Annotated in this window: 15 protein-coding genes and 4 pseudogenes; 10 read left to right on the top strand and 9 right to left on the bottom strand. The window is 67.3% G+C overall.

Going from position 1 to position 14,698, the window contains the following annotated elements; all coding sequences use genetic code 11:
• Positions 1-56 precede the first annotated feature (56 nt).
• A complete protein-coding gene (locus ACFE65_RS11425) occupies positions 57-620 on the top strand; it encodes an alpha/beta fold hydrolase (protein WP_375382486.1) in 564 nt (187 codons plus the stop codon).
• 292 nt (positions 621-912) lie between these two features.
• Here ACFE65_RS11425 and ACFE65_RS11420 read toward each other — a convergent pair.
• Both ACFE65_RS11420 and ACFE65_RS11415 read right to left on the bottom strand, forming a co-directional pair.
• Positions 913-1,160 (bottom strand): annotated as a pseudogene (locus ACFE65_RS11420) (transposase); the annotation flags it as partial.
• Positions 1,161-1,196: 36 nt separating this feature from the next.
• Entirely contained in the window at positions 1,197-2,540 is a 1,344-nt protein-coding gene (locus tag ACFE65_RS11415) for an MFS transporter (RefSeq protein ID WP_375382483.1), read from the bottom strand.
• A 129-nt stretch (positions 2,541-2,669) separates the two neighbouring features.
• On the opposite strand from ACFE65_RS11415, the gene cyoA reads away from it, so the two are divergent.
• The 9 genes and pseudogenes from cyoA to ACFE65_RS11370 form a co-directional block, all read left to right on the top strand.
• Complete coding sequence (gene cyoA, locus ACFE65_RS11410) at positions 2,670-3,833, top strand: ubiquinol oxidase subunit II (RefSeq protein ID WP_375382482.1); 1,164 nt, start codon at positions 2,670-2,672, stop codon at positions 3,831-3,833.
• 2 nt (positions 3,834-3,835) lie between these two features.
• Entirely contained in the window at positions 3,836-5,833 is a 1,998-nt protein-coding gene (gene cyoB, locus ACFE65_RS11405; protein ID WP_375382481.1) for a cytochrome o ubiquinol oxidase subunit I, read from the top strand.
• 97 nt (positions 5,834-5,930) lie between these two features.
• Positions 5,931-6,473 carry a cytochrome o ubiquinol oxidase subunit III gene (gene cyoC, locus ACFE65_RS11400; protein WP_375382485.1) on the top strand — a complete coding sequence of 181 codons (543 nt, stop codon included), beginning with the start codon at positions 5,931-5,933 and terminating at the stop codon, positions 6,471-6,473.
• On the top strand, positions 6,470-6,853 hold the full coding sequence (cyoD, locus tag ACFE65_RS11395) for a cytochrome o ubiquinol oxidase subunit IV (RefSeq protein WP_375382480.1): 384 nt from the start codon (positions 6,470-6,472) through the stop codon (positions 6,851-6,853). The genes cyoC and cyoD overlap by 4 nt, the downstream gene beginning before the upstream one ends.
• Positions 6,850-7,581 (top strand): SURF1 family protein, encoded by a 732-nt coding sequence (locus ACFE65_RS11390; RefSeq protein WP_375382479.1) that lies wholly within the window; start codon positions 6,850-6,852, stop codon positions 7,579-7,581. The genes cyoD and ACFE65_RS11390 overlap by 4 nt, the downstream gene beginning before the upstream one ends.
• A 62-nt stretch (positions 7,582-7,643) precedes the next feature.
• Complete coding sequence (locus ACFE65_RS11385) at positions 7,644-8,894, top strand: ATP-binding protein (RefSeq protein WP_375382478.1); 1,251 nt, start codon at positions 7,644-7,646, stop codon at positions 8,892-8,894.
• On the top strand, positions 8,884-9,417 hold the full coding sequence (locus ACFE65_RS11380; RefSeq protein ID WP_375382484.1) for a response regulator transcription factor: 534 nt from the start codon (positions 8,884-8,886) through the stop codon (positions 9,415-9,417). The genes ACFE65_RS11385 and ACFE65_RS11380 overlap by 11 nt, the downstream gene beginning before the upstream one ends.
• A gap of 392 nt (positions 9,418-9,809) precedes the next feature.
• Positions 9,810-10,499 carry a PadR family transcriptional regulator gene (locus tag ACFE65_RS11375; RefSeq protein ID WP_375382477.1) on the top strand — a complete coding sequence of 230 codons (690 nt, stop codon included), beginning with the start codon at positions 9,810-9,812 and terminating at the stop codon, positions 10,497-10,499.
• A gap of 26 nt (positions 10,500-10,525) precedes the next feature.
• Positions 10,526-10,636 (top strand): annotated as a pseudogene (locus tag ACFE65_RS11370) (nitronate monooxygenase); the annotation flags it as partial.
• 86 nt (positions 10,637-10,722) lie between these two features.
• On the opposite strand, the gene ACFE65_RS11365 reads toward ACFE65_RS11370, so the two are convergent.
• The 7 genes and pseudogenes from ACFE65_RS11365 to ACFE65_RS11335 form a co-directional block, all read right to left on the bottom strand.
• On the bottom strand, positions 10,723-11,604 hold the full coding sequence (locus ACFE65_RS11365) for a TauD/TfdA dioxygenase family protein (RefSeq protein ID WP_375382476.1): 882 nt from the start codon (positions 11,602-11,604) through the stop codon (positions 10,723-10,725).
• Positions 11,556-12,161: an amino acid permease gene (locus tag ACFE65_RS11360; RefSeq protein WP_375382475.1), complete on the bottom strand. Its 606-nt coding sequence runs from the start codon at positions 12,159-12,161 to the stop codon at positions 11,556-11,558. The genes ACFE65_RS11365 and ACFE65_RS11360 overlap by 49 nt, the downstream gene beginning before the upstream one ends.
• Complete coding sequence (locus ACFE65_RS11355; RefSeq protein WP_375382474.1) at positions 12,149-12,448, bottom strand: hypothetical protein; 300 nt, start codon at positions 12,446-12,448, stop codon at positions 12,149-12,151. Before ACFE65_RS11355 ends, ACFE65_RS11360 begins: the two co-directional genes overlap by 13 nt.
• Positions 12,445-12,762, bottom strand: a pseudogene (locus ACFE65_RS11350) (amino acid permease); the annotation flags it as partial. The pseudogene ACFE65_RS11350 and the gene ACFE65_RS11355, both read right to left, overlap by 4 nt.
• Before the next feature lie 77 nt (positions 12,763-12,839).
• Positions 12,840-13,058 carry a hypothetical protein gene (locus tag ACFE65_RS11345; RefSeq protein WP_375382473.1) on the bottom strand — a complete coding sequence of 73 codons (219 nt, stop codon included), beginning with the start codon at positions 13,056-13,058 and terminating at the stop codon, positions 12,840-12,842.
• Between the two features lie 45 nt (positions 13,059-13,103).
• Positions 13,104-14,117, bottom strand: coding sequence for an NtaA/DmoA family FMN-dependent monooxygenase (locus ACFE65_RS11340; protein ID WP_375382472.1), 1,014 nt, complete (start codon positions 14,115-14,117; stop codon positions 13,104-13,106).
• A 52-nt stretch (positions 14,118-14,169) separates the two neighbouring features.
• Positions 14,170-14,503: pseudogene (locus ACFE65_RS11335) on the bottom strand (serine O-acetyltransferase); the annotation flags it as partial.
• Between the last annotated feature and the right edge of the window lie 195 nt (positions 14,504-14,698).

The raw sequence follows: 14,698 nt of genomic DNA, 5'->3' as shown, positions 1-14,698 counted from the left end.
AACTGGCCTGCTTTTACTCCGCCCCGCTGGCCTGATTTTGCTCCGCCGTTGACAGGCTGAGGGATCAGGCGCAGGCGATCGCCGCCAGCGCCGCTGCGATACGCCGCCCGGTCCTCGCACTTGCGCACTCCACGGGCGGCATGGGAATGTCCGCGGCCGCGGAGCTTGACCCAACGCTGTTCACGCGGCTGATCTATCTGGCGGCTTACCTCCCCGTGAGTGGTGACAGGGTGATCACCCTGGGTGCCCGCGACAAGACCTCGCGTGTCGGCGAAGCGACGCGCACCTCGGCACTGAGGGGGTTCATCTCGGTGAATCCGGAGAAGTCGGGGCCGATCTTCTACGGCGATTGCTCGGCAGATAAGATCGCCTGGGCGAATGCGAACCTCGTGAAAGAGCCGCTGCGTCCAGCCTTTGGAAAGATCATATTGACTGATCGTTTCGCCGCGGTGCCCCGCTCGTATATCCGATGCACGCAGGATCAGGTAGTGACTTCGATTTTGCAGGACGAGATGATCGGCGCTCGATCGTGCAGCAAAGTCGCGACGCTCGCATCATCACATTCGCCGTTTCTATCCATGCCGGGTCGGTTGGCGGATGCCATCCTAGCCGTAAGCTGATCATGGTCGCGCTCCGAAATCCGCCGCTGCGGCGGCGACCGATAGTCAGGACGGCTTCGTCACGCTTCAGGCAACCCAAGCGTCGAGCATTTTGTCATGCTGCACAAACAGTTTGTCTCAGCACTCCAGGCGCGTGACTTCTGCGGCAACCGCCGAGTTGCTGCTCTGCCAGCTGCAATCCTCGTCAGCATATGGCAGGCTCAGGACTCATTGATCTACGGCCAGAAGATGACGGTTGCGGCGATCGCGATGGCAGACATGAAGGCGATCATCAGCCGACCGGCCGGCCACCCTTGGCGGCAAGCGCCTCGAAGATACGGTTGAACAAGCCAAGCCGGCTCCAGCGGATGACGCGGTTGTAGATCGTCTTGTGCGGCCCGTACCCGCCGGCGCGTCGCACCAACGCAGCCCGTTACGGATCACGAAGATGATGCCGCTGATGACCCGCCGATCATCGACCCGCGGCCTACCGTGCGACAGCGGGAAATGCGGCTCGATCCGACGCATCTGCGCCTTCGACAACCAGATCAGACCACCCATGACAGCGCCTCCTCGCACAGCCCGAGGCCGTTCCGCTCAGGCCGTCCTTCGAGCGAACTCGCGATTAACGTGCAAGGCCGCCAGCGTGCAGACCGCCCCCGACAACAGATACCCGCCAACCGACCACAGGCCGGCGTGGCTCGCCAGCAGCAGCGCGGCGAGCGGCGCGAAGCCGGCGCCGAACAGCCAGGCGACGTCCGACGTGATCGCCGCTCCGGTGTAGCGGTAGCGTTTGGCGAAGTTCGACGTGACCGCGCCCGATGACTGGCCGAACGACAGGCCGAGCAGCACGAAACCTACCAGCATGAACAACGCTTCGCTTACTTCACCGCCATCGAGCAGCCGGGGCGCGACGAGGCTGAACACCGCAATCGCCGCCGCCGACGAGCCCAGCAAGGTGCGTCGTCCGATCCGATCCGCGATCAGCCCGGAGGCGGCGATCGACACGACGCCCACCACTGCGCCCGCCGCCTCGATCACGAGGAAGCGGGTCGGCTGCTGCCGCGTGAACAGCGCGATCCATGACAGCGGGAAGACCGTCACGAGGTGAAACAAGGCGAAGCTGGCGAGCGGCGCGAAGGCGCCGAGCATGAGAGTGCGCCACTCGGCCCGCACCGTCTCACGGAAGCGAGAGGGCTGGAGCGCGCGGGTCTGGAACAGCTCGGCGTATTCGGGAGTCGCGACGATGCGCAGGCGGGCGAAGAGCGCGACGACGTTGATCGCGAACGCCACGAAGAACGGGTAGCGCCAACCCCAGTCGAGGAAATCCTCCGCCGAGAGCGTCGCGGTGAAGAAGGCGAACAGACCGCTCGCCACTAGCAGGCCCAGCGGCGCGCCGAGCTGCGGGATCATCGCGTACCAGCCACGCTTCTCCGCCGGCACGCCCAGCGCCAGCAGCGACGCGAGCCCGTCCCATGTGCCGCCCAGCGCCAGCCCCTGGCCGATCCGCAGCAGCCCGAGCACCACCGCCGACGCCGCGCCGATCGAGGCGTAACCGGGCAGGAAGGCGAGCGTCATCGTCGAGGTGCCGAGCAGGAACAGCGCGCTCGTCAGCTTCACGCTGCGCCCGTAATGCCGGTCCACCGTGGTGAACAGCCACGTGCCGAACGGCCGCGCCACATAGGCGAGCGCGAAGATCGCGAACGACCAGGTCGTTCCCGTCAGCCGGTCCACATAGGGGAACACGAGCGCGGGGAAGACCAACACCGACGCGATCGCATAGACGAAGAAGTCGAAGAACTCGCCCGTCCGCCCGATGATGACCCCGATCGCGATCTCGCCGGGTGCGACGGCTGAATGCCGCGCGTTGAGTGCCCGCGCGTCGCGTTCCAACGGCCCGGACGAGGGGCCCGGCGGCGGCGCGGCAGTCTGGGTGGTCATGGCGCAGATCTCCGGTCCGCCGATCGGTGCCGGCGGCGCATGCCGGTGCTATGCCCCGCCCGACCGGCGAACGGGATAGGACAAACTGTCCAATGCCGGCCGCCGCCGCCGCCGACTATCTGGCGACACATGACGAAGCCCTCATCACCCGGTCGCTGTGGCCGCTGGCTCGCCGCGCTGCCGCTGCTCGCGCTCCTGTCGGGGTGCGACATGGTGGTGATGCACCCGGCGGGCGACATCGCGATCCAGCAGCGCAACCTGATCCTGATCGCCACCGGGCTGATGCTGCTGGTGATCGTGCCGGTCATGGTGCTGACCGTCCTGTTCGCGGTCCGCTATCGCCACACCAATACCGACGCGACCTACTCGCCCGACTGGGACCATTCGACCCAGCTCGAGCTGGTGATCTGGGCGATCCCGCTGTTCATCATCGTCCTGCTCGGCGCGGTGACGTGGAGCAGCACTCATCTGCTCGATCCATACCGCCCCGTCGGCCGGATCGCGCCCGGCCGCGCTGTGCCGAGCGGCGTCGAGCCGCTGGAGGTCGAGGTTGTGGCGCTCGACTGGAAGTGGCTGTTCATCTATCCCAAGCTCGGCATCGCGACGGTGAACGAGCTCGCCGCGCCGGTCGACGTGCCGATCCGTTTCCGGATCACGTCGACGACGGTGATGAACTCGTTCTTCATCCCCGCGCTCGCCGGCCAGATTTATGCGATGCCGGGGATGGAGACGAAGCTCCACGCTGTCGTCAACACGCCTGGCGTCTATGCGGGGCAGGCGTCGAACTACAACGGTGCCGGCTTCTCCGACATGCGGTTCCGCTTCCACGCGCTGCCGCAAGTCGGCTTCGACCGATGGGTGGCGAGCGTGCGTGCCGGGAGCATACAGCTTGACCGCGCACGTTTCCTGCTGCTGCAGCGGCCGAGCGAAAAGGTGCCCGTCCAGCGCTACGCCGCGGTCGCGCCGGGGCTGTACCCCGCAATCCTCAACATGTGCGTGAAGCCGGGGCAGACGTGCCTAGCCGACATGATGGCCGCCGACCGCCGCGCCGATACGCATGGTGCCCGGAAAGGCGCGAACGGCAACCCGCGCGCCGGCAACGGCCAGCGCAAGCCCGAGGGCGCGCTGTTCAGGGACGGCAACGAGAAGGGCAGTTCGCCGCACTGGAGCCAGGACCGTGAACCCGTGCCACCGCCCGGGACACAGACGCGGCTGCCCAACCGCAATCGCGATTTCACGATGCTGGCGCCCGGTACGCCGAATGGCATCCACACTCTGACCGACAAGGGATGACGATGTTCGACCACATGGGCTGGAAGACGATCTTCGGTCGCCTAACCTGGGAGTCTTTCCCGCTGCACGAGCCGATCCTGATCGGCACCTTCGCGGTCGTCGCGCTGGGTGGCGCGGTCGTGCTCGGGGCGCTGACGTACTTCCGGCTGTGGGGATATCTGTGGCACGAGTGGTTCACCAGCGTGGATCACAAGAAGGTGGGGATCATGTACATGATCCTCGCGATCGTCATGCTGCTGCGCGGCTTCTCCGATGCGATCATGATGCGGTTGCAACAGGCGATGGCGTTCGGTGACAACCAGGGCTTCCTGCCCGCGCACCACTACGACCAGGTGTTCACCGCCCACGGCGTCATCATGATCTTCTTCGTCGCGATGCCGATCGTGACGGGACTGATGAACTTCGTCGTGCCGCTGCAGATCGGCGCGCGCGACGTGTCGTTTCCCTATCTAAACAACCTCAGCTTCTGGTTCACCGCGGCTGGGGCGGCGATTGTGATGACGTCACTGTTCGTCGGCGAGTTCGCGCGCACTGGATGGCTCGCGATGGCGCCGCTGTCGGGCACCGAATACAGCCCGGACGTCGGCGTCGACTATTACATCTGGTCGTTGCAGGTGGCGGGTATCGGCACGTTGCTGTCGGGCGTCAACCTTATCGCCACCATCGTCAAGATGCGCGCGCCGGGCATGACGATGATGAAGATGCCGATCTTCTGCTGGACGGCGCTGTGCACGAATGTGCTGATCGTCGCGAGCTTCCCCGTGCTGACCGCGGTGCTCGCGCTGCTGTCGCTTGACCGGTATCTCGGGACCGCGCTGTTCACCAACGAGCTGGGCGGAAATCCGATGATGTACACCAACCTCATCTGGATCTGGGGTCATCCGGAGGTCTACATCCTGATCCTGCCCGCGTTCGGCATCTTTTCGGAGATCACCTCCACCTTCTCGGGCAAGCGGTTGTTCGGCTATACGTCGATGGTCTACGCGACCGTCTGCATCACGATCCTGGCGTATCTGGTCTGGCTGCACCATTTCTTCACGATGGGGTCGGGCGCGAGCGTCAACTCGTTCTTCGGCATCACCACGATGGTGATCTCGATACCGACGGGCGCGAAGATCTTCAACTGGCTGTTCACCATGTACCGCGGACGCATTCGCTTCGAGCTGCCGATGATGTGGACCGTCGCGTTCATGCTGACATTCGTGATCGGGGGCATGACGGGCGTGCTGTTGGCGGTGCCGTCAGCGGACTTCGTGCTGCACAACTCGTTGTTCCTAGTGGCGCATTTCCACAACGTCATCATCGGCGGCACTCTGTTCGGCATGTTTGCCGGTATCAACTACTGGTTCCCCAAGGCGTTCGGCTTCCGGCTTGATCCGTGGTGGGGCAAGGTGTCGTTCTGGTCGTGGGTGGTCGGCTTCTACTTCGCGTTCATGCCACTCTACGTGCTGGGACTCATGGGCGTGACGCGGCGGCTGCGCCACTTCGACGATCCGTCGCTTCAGATCTGGTTCGTGATCGCGGCGTTCGGCGCGGCGTTAATATTCGTTGGCATCCTGGCGATGCTCATGCAGTTTTACGTTAGCGTCCGCGATCGTGAACGGTTGCGCGACACGACGGGCGACCCGTGGAACGGGCGTACGCTGGAGTGGGCCACCACATCGCCGCCGCCTGCGTACAATTTCGCTTTCACGCCGATTGTACATGACGGCGACGCGTGGGCGGACATGAAGGACCGCGGCGCGAAGGCGCCGACAGGCGGCTACCGGCCGATCCATATGCCGCGCAACACCGGCGCCGGAGTGATATTGGGCGGCTTGAGCGTCGTCTTCGCCATCGGCATGATCTGGTACATCTGGTGGATGGCGGCGGCGGCGTTTGTCGCGATCCTGGCGGTCGCGATCGGGCACAGCTTCAACTACGACCGCGACTTCCACATTCCCGCCGAAGAGGTCGAACGAACCGAAACGGCAAATCAACGCCAGCTCGTGGACGCGTGACGTGAACGCACAGCCCTTTCCGCCGATCGGCCGCGACCCGTCCGAACCCACCTTCTACCTCGCGGACGAGGAACATCATGCCGACGGCGGCGGCACGATGCTCGGCTTCTGGATCTACTTGATGAGCGATTGCCTCATCTTCGCGGTCCTGTTCGCGATTTATGGCGTGCTGGGCAGCAGCTATGCGGGCGGTCCTAGCCCACACGACCTGTTCGAGCTGCCGCTGGTGGCGGTGAACACCGCGATGCTGCTGCTGTCGTCGATCACCTATGGCTTTGCGATGCTGGCGATGGAGGACGGCCACGTCCGCCGCACGCAAGGGTGGATGGCGGCGACGGCGATGTTCGGCTTGGCCTTCCTGTCGATCGAGATGTACGAGTTCTCGACGCTCATCGCCGATGGCGCGACACCACAGCGCAGCGCGTTCCTGTCCGCCTTCTTCACGCTGGTCGGCACACACGGCCTGCACGTCACGGTCGGGTTGGTGTGGATCGCGACGCTGATGGCGCAGGTCGGCAAGCATGGTCTGATCCAGGCGAACAAGCGCCGGCTGATGTGCCTCAGCATGTTCTGGCATTTCCTCGACGTCATCTGGATCGGCGTCTTCACCTTCGTCTACCTGTTGGGAAGCCTGCGATGAGCGATGCCGCCAATCACGACGCCGCGCTGCACGCGCACGGCGACACTCACGGTCACGGCTCCCGCCTTGGCTATCTCACCGGCTTCGCGTTGTCGGTGCTGCTGACGGCGATCCCGTTCGGGCTGGTGATGACCGGCGCCATTTCCGACGCGAAGATCACTGGGCTGATCGTGATGGCTCTCGCGATGGTGCAGATTGTGGTCCACATGGTCTACTTCCTGCACATGGACGCGAAGTCGGAAGGAGGGTGGACGATGATGGCGCTGATCTTCACCGTCGTGCTGGTCGTCATAGCGCTAAGCGGATCGCTATGGGTGATGTACCACCTCAACACCAACATGATGCCGATGTCCGCGCACGACATGAGCCAGATGCCGTGACGGCCGGCAGCGCGCGTCCACCGCGATCGTGGCGCGCGCTGGCCGCGATCGCGGCGCTGGGCCTCGTCGCGACGCTGGCCTTTGCAGGGCTCGGCGCGTGGCAGGTGGAGCGGCGCGCCTGGAAGCTCGGCCTGATCGCGCGGACCAGCGAGAGGTTGGCCGCCGCGCCCGTTCCGGTGCCCGGTCCGGCAGAGTGGGGGAGGGTGACTAGGGCGCACGACGAGTATCGCCGCGTCAGCCTTAGCGGGCGCTACATCGGCACGGCGCGAGCCTTGGTGACGGCATCGACGGAAGACGGGCCTGGCTTTTGGGCGATGACGCCGCTGCGTGAAGACCGCGGCTTCGTGGTGCTGGTCAACCGCGGCTTCGTTGCCTCAGCTTCGCAGGGCCCAGCGCCGACAGGCAAGGTGCGCGTCCTCGGCTTGCTCCGCATCACCGAACCGGGTGGCGACATGCTGCGCAGCAATGACCCCGCCGCCGGTCGCTGGTATTCGCGCGACGTCGCCGCGATCGTCGCCGTCCACCACCTCGACCGCGTGGCGCCGTTCTTCGTGGATGCGGACGCGGCCCCCAACCCTGGTGGCTGGCCCAAGGGCGGTTTGACCGTGGTGACGTTCGTCAACAACCACCTCGTCTACGCGATCACGTGGTTCGCGCTGATGATGATGGCCGCGGGCGCGACGGCGTTCGGCCTGCGGTTCGAGTGGCACGGGCGCGCGCGCCGGTGAGCGTCATCGGTGCCGCACCGACACAAGCACACTGGTCGCCGGAGGCGGCGGGTGCCCGTAACATGGTGCAGCTGGTCCAGCTCCGCTGGGTGGCGGTGGCGGGGCAGCTCGTGACGATCCTCTTCGTGCGGTTCGCCATGGGCGTGCGGCTGCCGCTGGCGGCGATGCTGGCGATGACGTCAGCGGTGCTACTGCTGAACCTTGTCAGCCTCGTGCTGCTGCGGCGTGGGCGCGCGACCTCCAACGCCGCGCTGTTCTTCGCCCTCGTCCTCGACGTCGCCTCGCTCAGCGTGCAGCTCTTCCTGAGCGGGGGCGCGACCAATCCGTTCGTGTCGCTCTATCTGCTTCAGGTCGTGCTCGGAGCGATCCTGCTCGACATGTGGTCGGCGGTCGCGATCGTTATACTGGCCAGCGCGTGCTTCGCGCTGCTGGTGGCTTCGTATCGCCCGATCGAACTTCCACCCTCGCTCGCCAGCCGTCTCGCGGTGCTCAACGTGGCGGGTGCCTGGATTTGCTTTGTCCTGATCGCCACCCTGCTTGTGCTGTTTGTCACGCGGATCAACCGAAATCTACGCGCCCGCGACGCGCATCTGGCCGACCTGCGCCAGCAAGCGGCGGAGGAGGATCACATCGTCCGCATGGGGCTGCTCGCATCGGGCGCGGCGCACGAGCTCGGGACGCCACTCGCTTCGTTGGCGGTGATCCTGGGCGACTGGCGGCACAGCGCCGCGCTCGCGCACGATCCCGAACTGCTCGCCGACGTGGGCGAGATGCAGGCCGAGGTGGGGCGGTGCAAGGCGATCGTGACGGGCGTGCTGCTCGCGGCGGGCGAAGCGCGGGGCGAGGCGCCCGCCGCCACCACGCTCCGCCGTTTCATCGACGATCTGGCGGCCGACTGGAGTTCCGGACATGCGGCGACGCGGCTCGCGTTCGACGACGGACTTGGCTGCGACCTGCCGATCGTCGCCGACACCGCGCTGAAGCAGGTGATCTTCAACGTCCTCGACAATGCCGCGGAGGCGTCGCCCGAGCGCATCGCCCTTGCCGTCTGCCTCGCGCGCGACGATCTGATGGTGACCGTCCGAGATTTCGGGTCCGGCTTCGCGCCGGACCAGCTCGCGAACTTCGGCAAGCCCTATGCTTCGAGCAAGGGGCGTTTGGGCGGGGGCCTCGGCCTGTTCCTCGTCGTCAACGTGATGCGCAAGCTCGGGGGACGCGCGGACGCATCGAACTCGGATGACGGGGGCGCGATCGTGAGGTTGACGCTGCCCTTGCGCGCGCTGGCCCTGGCGGGAGATGCGGATGGCGGATGATCCGTTGCTGGTGATCGTCGAGGACGATCGGGCCTTCTCGCGCACGCTCGCCCGCTCGTTCGAGCGGCGCGGCTATTGCGTCGCGGTGGCTGCCGGACATGCCGAACTGCTGGACCTGCTCGTGACGGCGACGCCCGACTATGCGGTGGTGGACTTGAAGCTCGCCGGCACGTCGGGGCTCGTCTGCGTCCAGGCGCTCCATGCTCATGATCCCGCGACCCTCATCGTCGTGCTGACGGGCTTTGCGAGCATCGCGACGGCGGTGGAGGCGATCAAGCTGGGCGCGTCGCAATATCTCGCCAAACCGTCCAACACCGACGACATCGAAGCGGCCTTCGGCCATGTCGTCGGCAACGCCGATGTCCCGCTTTCCGTCCGGTCGACCTCCATGAAGACGCTGGAGTGGGAGCGCATCCACGCGATGCTGGCGGAAACCGACTTCAACATCTCCGAGACCGCGCGGCGTTTGGGCATGCACCGACGCACGCTGGCCCGCAAGCTCGAGAAGCGGCAGGTCAGCTAAGCGCCTGACACGCTGGAAGGATGCCACCGCACCGATATTTACGGTCAGCGCACGACTTCAAGGGAGCCGCCACTCCCACGGTCGGGCGTGCGTCGGCAACGGGATGGCCACGATCCGCACCGCGTCGGCCTTATGGCGGATATCCCGGTTCTGTGCTTCGGGATAGGCGCATCGGCGTCCCCGATTACAGGAGCCGACCAGAGACGGAGATCAACAGGCGTCCGGTTCTGGGGAAAGGCCGAGGGCCGCCGAATGACGGTTTGTGGGTCCGAGCTGCCGAGGATGGTCGCGCGGCTTGACGGATCGTCCTACCCAAACCGTATCCGCTGGCGGTAAACACCGGCGACGTGCTCGCCCTTAGCGCCTGCTGGCGTGCATGTCCGGGCTGAAACGTGACGCCTGGAAAGCACCTGCAAGAAGCATATGCGTATTCACGCTTATGCCTAAAAGAGCCTATACGGCTTTGCGTGGCAGCATGCCACGTATGTCGTGAGGGGCAAGTGGCTCTGGGTGAAGCGATCCTGACGTGTCTGGTCGAGCAACCAATGAGCGGCTACGATTTGGCGCGCAGCTTCCAGACCTCGATCGGCTTCTTCTGGAAGGCCGATCACCAGATGATCTACCGGGAACTCGCCAAGCTCCGCGAGCGCGGCTGGGTCGAAGGCCATGAGGTGATCCAGAGCGGCGTCCCCAACAAGTTCGTCTATGCCATCCTGCCGGCCGGGCGCGCGGCGCTGAAGGCTTGGTCGGCGCGACCGGCGGAGCCGCCGACCTCCAAGGATGACCTTCTGGTGCGCCTCTACGCGTTGGGCGATGTCGACCTGGAAGCCGTGCGCATCCAGGTCGGCCAGCGGCTCGAATACCATCAGGCCCGGCTGGCTCGTTATGAGATGATCCTCGCCAAGAACTTCGCGGGCCGCCCGCTCGGTCCTCGCGAGATCGGCCGCCTGCTGGGCCTGAAGTTCGGACTGAAGCGCGAGCGCGCGAGCCTGGAGTGGTGCCAGGAGGCCCTGGACATCCTGCCGCGAGAGATCGGCGCCACGGTGACGGCGCTGCCCGCGTCCGCGCAGCGCCCCGCTTAGACCCGTCCTCACCGGAGCCCTTGACCATGCCCCTCCACGCCGCCGACCTTCGCGCCAAGCTGTCCCTGCCGGTGATCGCCTCGCCGCTGTTCATCATCTCCAATCCCGAGCTGGTCATCGCCCAGTGCAAGGCGGGAAACGGCCGATTTCAGGCGGCGGTAGCTTGCTCTCGATGTCGAGGTAGGGGTCGTGAGTACCTCCGGTTAGCGACATAGCAGCGCGTCTAATGCGGCACGTCGCCCATGATTGTCACCCGTTCCATGTGCCGCCGGGCGGGCCAGTAATCGGCTACCGGATAGTGCTGCGTCGCGCGATTGTCCCAGATCGCCACCGCGTTCGGCGTCCAGCGGAAGCGGACCTGGTACTCGGGCACCTTGAACCGGTCGAGCAGGTGGGCGAGCAGCGCCGCGCCTTCCGTCTCCTCCAGGCCGTCGAAGCGGCTGGTGAAGCTCGCGTTGACGAACAGCACGCGCTCGCCCGTCTCGGGATGGGTACGCACGATCGGGTGGTGCTGCGGCGGAAACTCGGCCGCCATCGCCGCGCGGCGCTCCGGTCCGATGCGGTCGCCGAAGTCGAACAGCAGGTCGTGAGTGGCGGTGCGGCCCTCGATACGCGCCTTCACCGCATCCGACAGGCCTTCGTAGGCTGCCGCGGCGTCCACCCACAGCGTGTCGCCGCCGGTCGCGGGCAGTTCGCGGGCGCGCAGCACCGCGCCCATTGAGGGCGCGGGCCGGAAGGTCACGTCGGCATGCCATTTGTCGAGTGTGCGGAAGCGGCGATCCCCGTCAGTGTCCTCTACCCGCCCGTCCGAGCCGCGGATATCGAGGATCTCAGGATGACCCGGCACATGGCCGATGACCGGATGGCCTTCGAGCTCACCCCAGACGCGGCCGAGCGCGAGGTGCTGCGCATGGCTGAGGTCGAGGTCGCGCAGGAACAGCACCTTGTGGCGCAGCAGCAGCGCGCGAAGCGTCGCGGCGAGATCCGGCGCGACCCGGTCGCCGATCACGAGCCCGCTCACCTCCGCGCCAAGCACCGGCCCGCAGGGAGCGACCGTCAGGCCGGTCGCAGCGACCACCGCCGCACCAGGATCGTCGAGAGCCATGAGATACCTCCGATGCAAAGGATGATCGCCAGCCGCCCGAGCTCGGCGCCGGCGAAGACGAGCAGGGTTCCGCAGGCGAGAACGACCGCGACGGCGATAGCGGTCCGTCCCGGCAGGCGAAAGCGTGACGGCGGCGCATCCCGGCCGCCCAGCCGCAACCCCGCACCGGCGCAGGCGAGGAAGATCAGCAGGCGCGACGCGCTGGAGGCCGCCAGCCCGCTGACGAAACTGCCGCTCAGCGCCAGCAGCACCGCGGCCGCGCCCGTCGCGGTGATGGCGAGGTCGGGCGTGCGGCGCCCGGGCGCCAGCGCGGCGAGCCGGCCGGGCAAGGCGCCCTGTCGCGCCAGCGCCAGCAGCAGCCGGGGCGCGGTGATCCACTGGCTGGCGAGCGTGCCGAGCACGATCAGCGCCGCGCCGCCGCTCGCCACCAGTCCGCCTGTCGGCCCGAGCGCCCGCGCCGCGAGGTCCTGGATCGGGTTGGCGCTGGTCGCGAGGCCGGGCACGCCGCGCAGGCAGGCGGCGAACAGCGCGCCGTAGAGCAAGGTCACGCCCGCCATGCCGCCGACCAGCGCCAGGGGAGCGATCGCCGCGCCGCCACCGCCTCGCCCGCCACCGCCGTCGGCCGCTCGAAGCCGACGAAGGCGAAGAACAGCAGCACCAGCGCGGTGGCCGGATGGGTCGGGCCCGCCGGCACCACGGCCGGCGCGACCGGCAGCGCCAGCCCGGCCAGCGCCACCGCCGCCAGGAGGCCGAGCTTGACGACGGTCAGCGCGGCGGCGCCCGTCGCCGAGCGGCCGGCACCCGCCATCGTGAAGCCGGTCAGGAATACGCCCATGCCGATCATCGCCGGAACTCGCGTACGGGCGCGACCAGATCGGCGAACAGGTTGAGGAGCGATGCCGCGGCCAGCACGGTCGCGGTCCAGGACAGCCAGCCGGCCGCGAACCCGGCCGCCTCGCCGAACGCCGCGCGGCAATATTCGACCGGGCCGCTCGGCGCCTCGAACCGCCCGGCCAGGTCCGCCAGGCAGAGCGTCACCGCGATCGACAGCGTGGCGGCGGCGGCGAGCACCCAGCCGGTCCGGTCGCCGGCCAACGCGAACACGCGTCCGGGAAGCCCGAGGATGCCGGCCCCCACCACGCCATTGAGCGTGAGCGCGGCGAGGCTCCAGCCCCGATCGCGCGGTCGAGCGTGACGGGCGCCAGACCTGACGTATCGACCAGGTCGCGCGTCACCTACGACGCGGCAGCATCGGCCGACGTGAAGAACCGGTTGCCCGGCCGCGCCAGCCCCAGATGATCGCGCAGCGTCGTGCCCTCATAGTCGGTGCGGAACAGCCCGCGGCGCTGAAGTTCGGGCACCACCTTGGTCGCGAAATCGTCGAGGCCCTCAGGCACATGCGGGAACATGACGTTGAACCCGTCGGACCCGCGTTCGTGGAGCCATGCCTCCATCTCGTCGGCGATGCTGGCGGGCGTGCCGACGAACGCGAGCCCGGCCTAACTGCCCGCCTTGGCTGCAAGCGTGCGGATCGTGGCGCCGTTAGCGCGGGCATAAGCGACCGTCCGATCGCGGCCCGATTTGCTCGCGTTGCTCTCGGGCACGTCGGGCAGCGGCCCGTCGGGATCAAACCCCGACACGTCGTAGTCGAGCGCGATCGACAGCGAGCGGATGCCGCTGTCGTAATGGACGAGGCTGTCGAGATGCGCGCGCCTAGCCTTCGCCTCGTCCACCGTGTCGCCGACGACGACGAAGGCCGCGGGCAGGATCTTCAGCGCGTCCGGATCGCGGCCGAGCGCGGGCATCCGGCCCTTCACATCGGCGTAGAACGCCTTGCCGTCCGCCAGCGAGCTCGCCGCGCCGAAGATCACCTCGGCGGTCTCGGCGGCGAGCTGGCGGCCGGCTTCCGATACGCCGGCCTGCACGATCACCGGCCAGCCCTGCACCGGCCGCGCGATGTTGAGCGGGCCGCGCACCGACAGGTGCGCGGCCTTGTGGTTCAGCACGTGGAGCTTGCCGGGATCGAAGAACACGCCGCTGTCGACGTCGCGCACGAACGCATCGTCGGCCCAGCTGTCCCACAGCCCGGTGACGACATCGTGGAACTCGCGCGCGCGGGCGTAGCGGCTGGCATGCTCCAGATGCAGGTCGCTGCCGAAATTGTGCGAGGTCTCGGGGTTGCCGGTGGTGACGATGTTCCAGCCCGCCCGGCCAGCGCTGATGTGGTCGAGCGAGGCGAAGCGCCGCGCGACATGGTACGGCTCGTCATAGGTGGTGGACGCGGTCGCGACGAGGCCGATCCGCTGCGTCACCATCGCCAGCGCCGACAGCAGCGTGAACGGCTCGAACGAGGTGGCGAAGGCGTCGAACTTCGCCGCCTCCAGCGTGCGGATCAGCCGGGTGATGCGTGCGAGGTTGAAGTTCGCGTCCGGCCACGCGCCCGGATAGCGCCACGCGCCCGTGTGGATCGAGATCGGGCGCATGAACGCGCCGAAATGAAGCCGCCGCGTCATCGGCGCGCCTCCGCCGGGCGACGATCGGGCGGAAGACGGGTGGCGGCGCCTCGACCAGCGTGTCGGGCGGGACGTCCCGCCGCAGCCACACGCCGCCGCCGATGCGCGAGCGCGCGCCGATCGTGACGCGGCCGACGATGCTGGCGTTGGCGTGAACCACGACCTCGTCCTGGATGATCGGATGGCGAGGAGCGCCGGACTTGTCGCCGAAAAGGTCGGGATCGCCGCCCAGCGTCACGCCCTGGTACAGGCGGACCCGGTGCCGCGGCACGTACAGCCGCCTGAGATGCGCGGGTCACGCCCTGGTACAGGCGGACCCGGTCGCCGATGATCGCCGTCCCGCCGATCGCGACGCCGGTGCCGTGATCGATGAAGAACGCCTCGCCACGACCGCACCGTGTCGAGACGGACCGCGGCAATATTGCGTTTGGAACCGGCTTGCACCACGCCGCACAGCGAGATGGCCTCGTCATTGTCTGGTGTGCAGCGGACGTCTAGCTGCTGCCATTAGGCAGCAGGCTGCACGGCCTACGGCCCTATGTCCTGAAACAGGCTGAATGACGCTCTGGAAGCGGGGGTAT

Origin of the sequence: uncultured Sphingomonas sp. (assembly GCF_964237335.1) — a bacterium.
In the GTDB taxonomy this organism is placed as follows: domain Bacteria; phylum Pseudomonadota; class Alphaproteobacteria; order Sphingomonadales; family Sphingomonadaceae; genus Sphingomonas.
This window is presented reverse-complemented; position numbering and strand designations above follow the sequence as displayed.

What these genes read in the sequence shown, in the direction of transcription:
- ACFE65_RS11415 (WP_375382483.1), bottom strand. Translation starts at nt 2,540, where the DNA reads ATGACCACCCAGACTGCCGCGCCGCCGCCGGGCCCCTCGTCCGGGCCG.
- cyoA (WP_375382482.1), top strand. Translation starts at nt 2,670, where the DNA reads ATGACGAAGCCCTCATCACCCGGTCGCTGTGGCCGCTGGCTCGCCGCG.
- cyoB (WP_375382481.1), top strand. Translation starts at nt 3,836, where the DNA reads ATGTTCGACCACATGGGCTGGAAGACGATCTTCGGTCGCCTAACCTGG.
- cyoC (WP_375382485.1), top strand. Translation starts at nt 5,931, where the DNA reads ATGCTCGGCTTCTGGATCTACTTGATGAGCGATTGCCTCATCTTCGCG.
- cyoD (WP_375382480.1), top strand. Translation starts at nt 6,470, where the DNA reads ATGAGCGATGCCGCCAATCACGACGCCGCGCTGCACGCGCACGGCGAC.
- ACFE65_RS11385 (WP_375382478.1), top strand. Translation starts at nt 7,644, where the DNA reads ATGGTGCAGCTGGTCCAGCTCCGCTGGGTGGCGGTGGCGGGGCAGCTC.
- ACFE65_RS11380 (WP_375382484.1), top strand. Translation starts at nt 8,884, where the DNA reads ATGGCGGATGATCCGTTGCTGGTGATCGTCGAGGACGATCGGGCCTTC.
- ACFE65_RS11365 (WP_375382476.1), bottom strand. Translation starts at nt 11,604, where the DNA reads ATGGCTCTCGACGATCCTGGTGCGGCGGTGGTCGCTGCGACCGGCCTG.
- ACFE65_RS11360 (WP_375382475.1), bottom strand. Translation starts at nt 12,161, where the DNA reads ATGGCGGGCGTGACCTTGCTCTACGGCGCGCTGTTCGCCGCCTGCCTG.
- ACFE65_RS11355 (WP_375382474.1), bottom strand. Translation starts at nt 12,448, where the DNA reads ATGATCGGCATGGGCGTATTCCTGACCGGCTTCACGATGGCGGGTGCC.
- ACFE65_RS11345 (WP_375382473.1), bottom strand. Translation starts at nt 13,058, where the DNA reads ATGGAGGCATGGCTCCACGAACGCGGGTCCGACGGGTTCAACGTCATG.
- ACFE65_RS11340 (WP_375382472.1), bottom strand. Translation starts at nt 14,117, where the DNA reads ATGACGCGGCGGCTTCATTTCGGCGCGTTCATGCGCCCGATCTCGATC.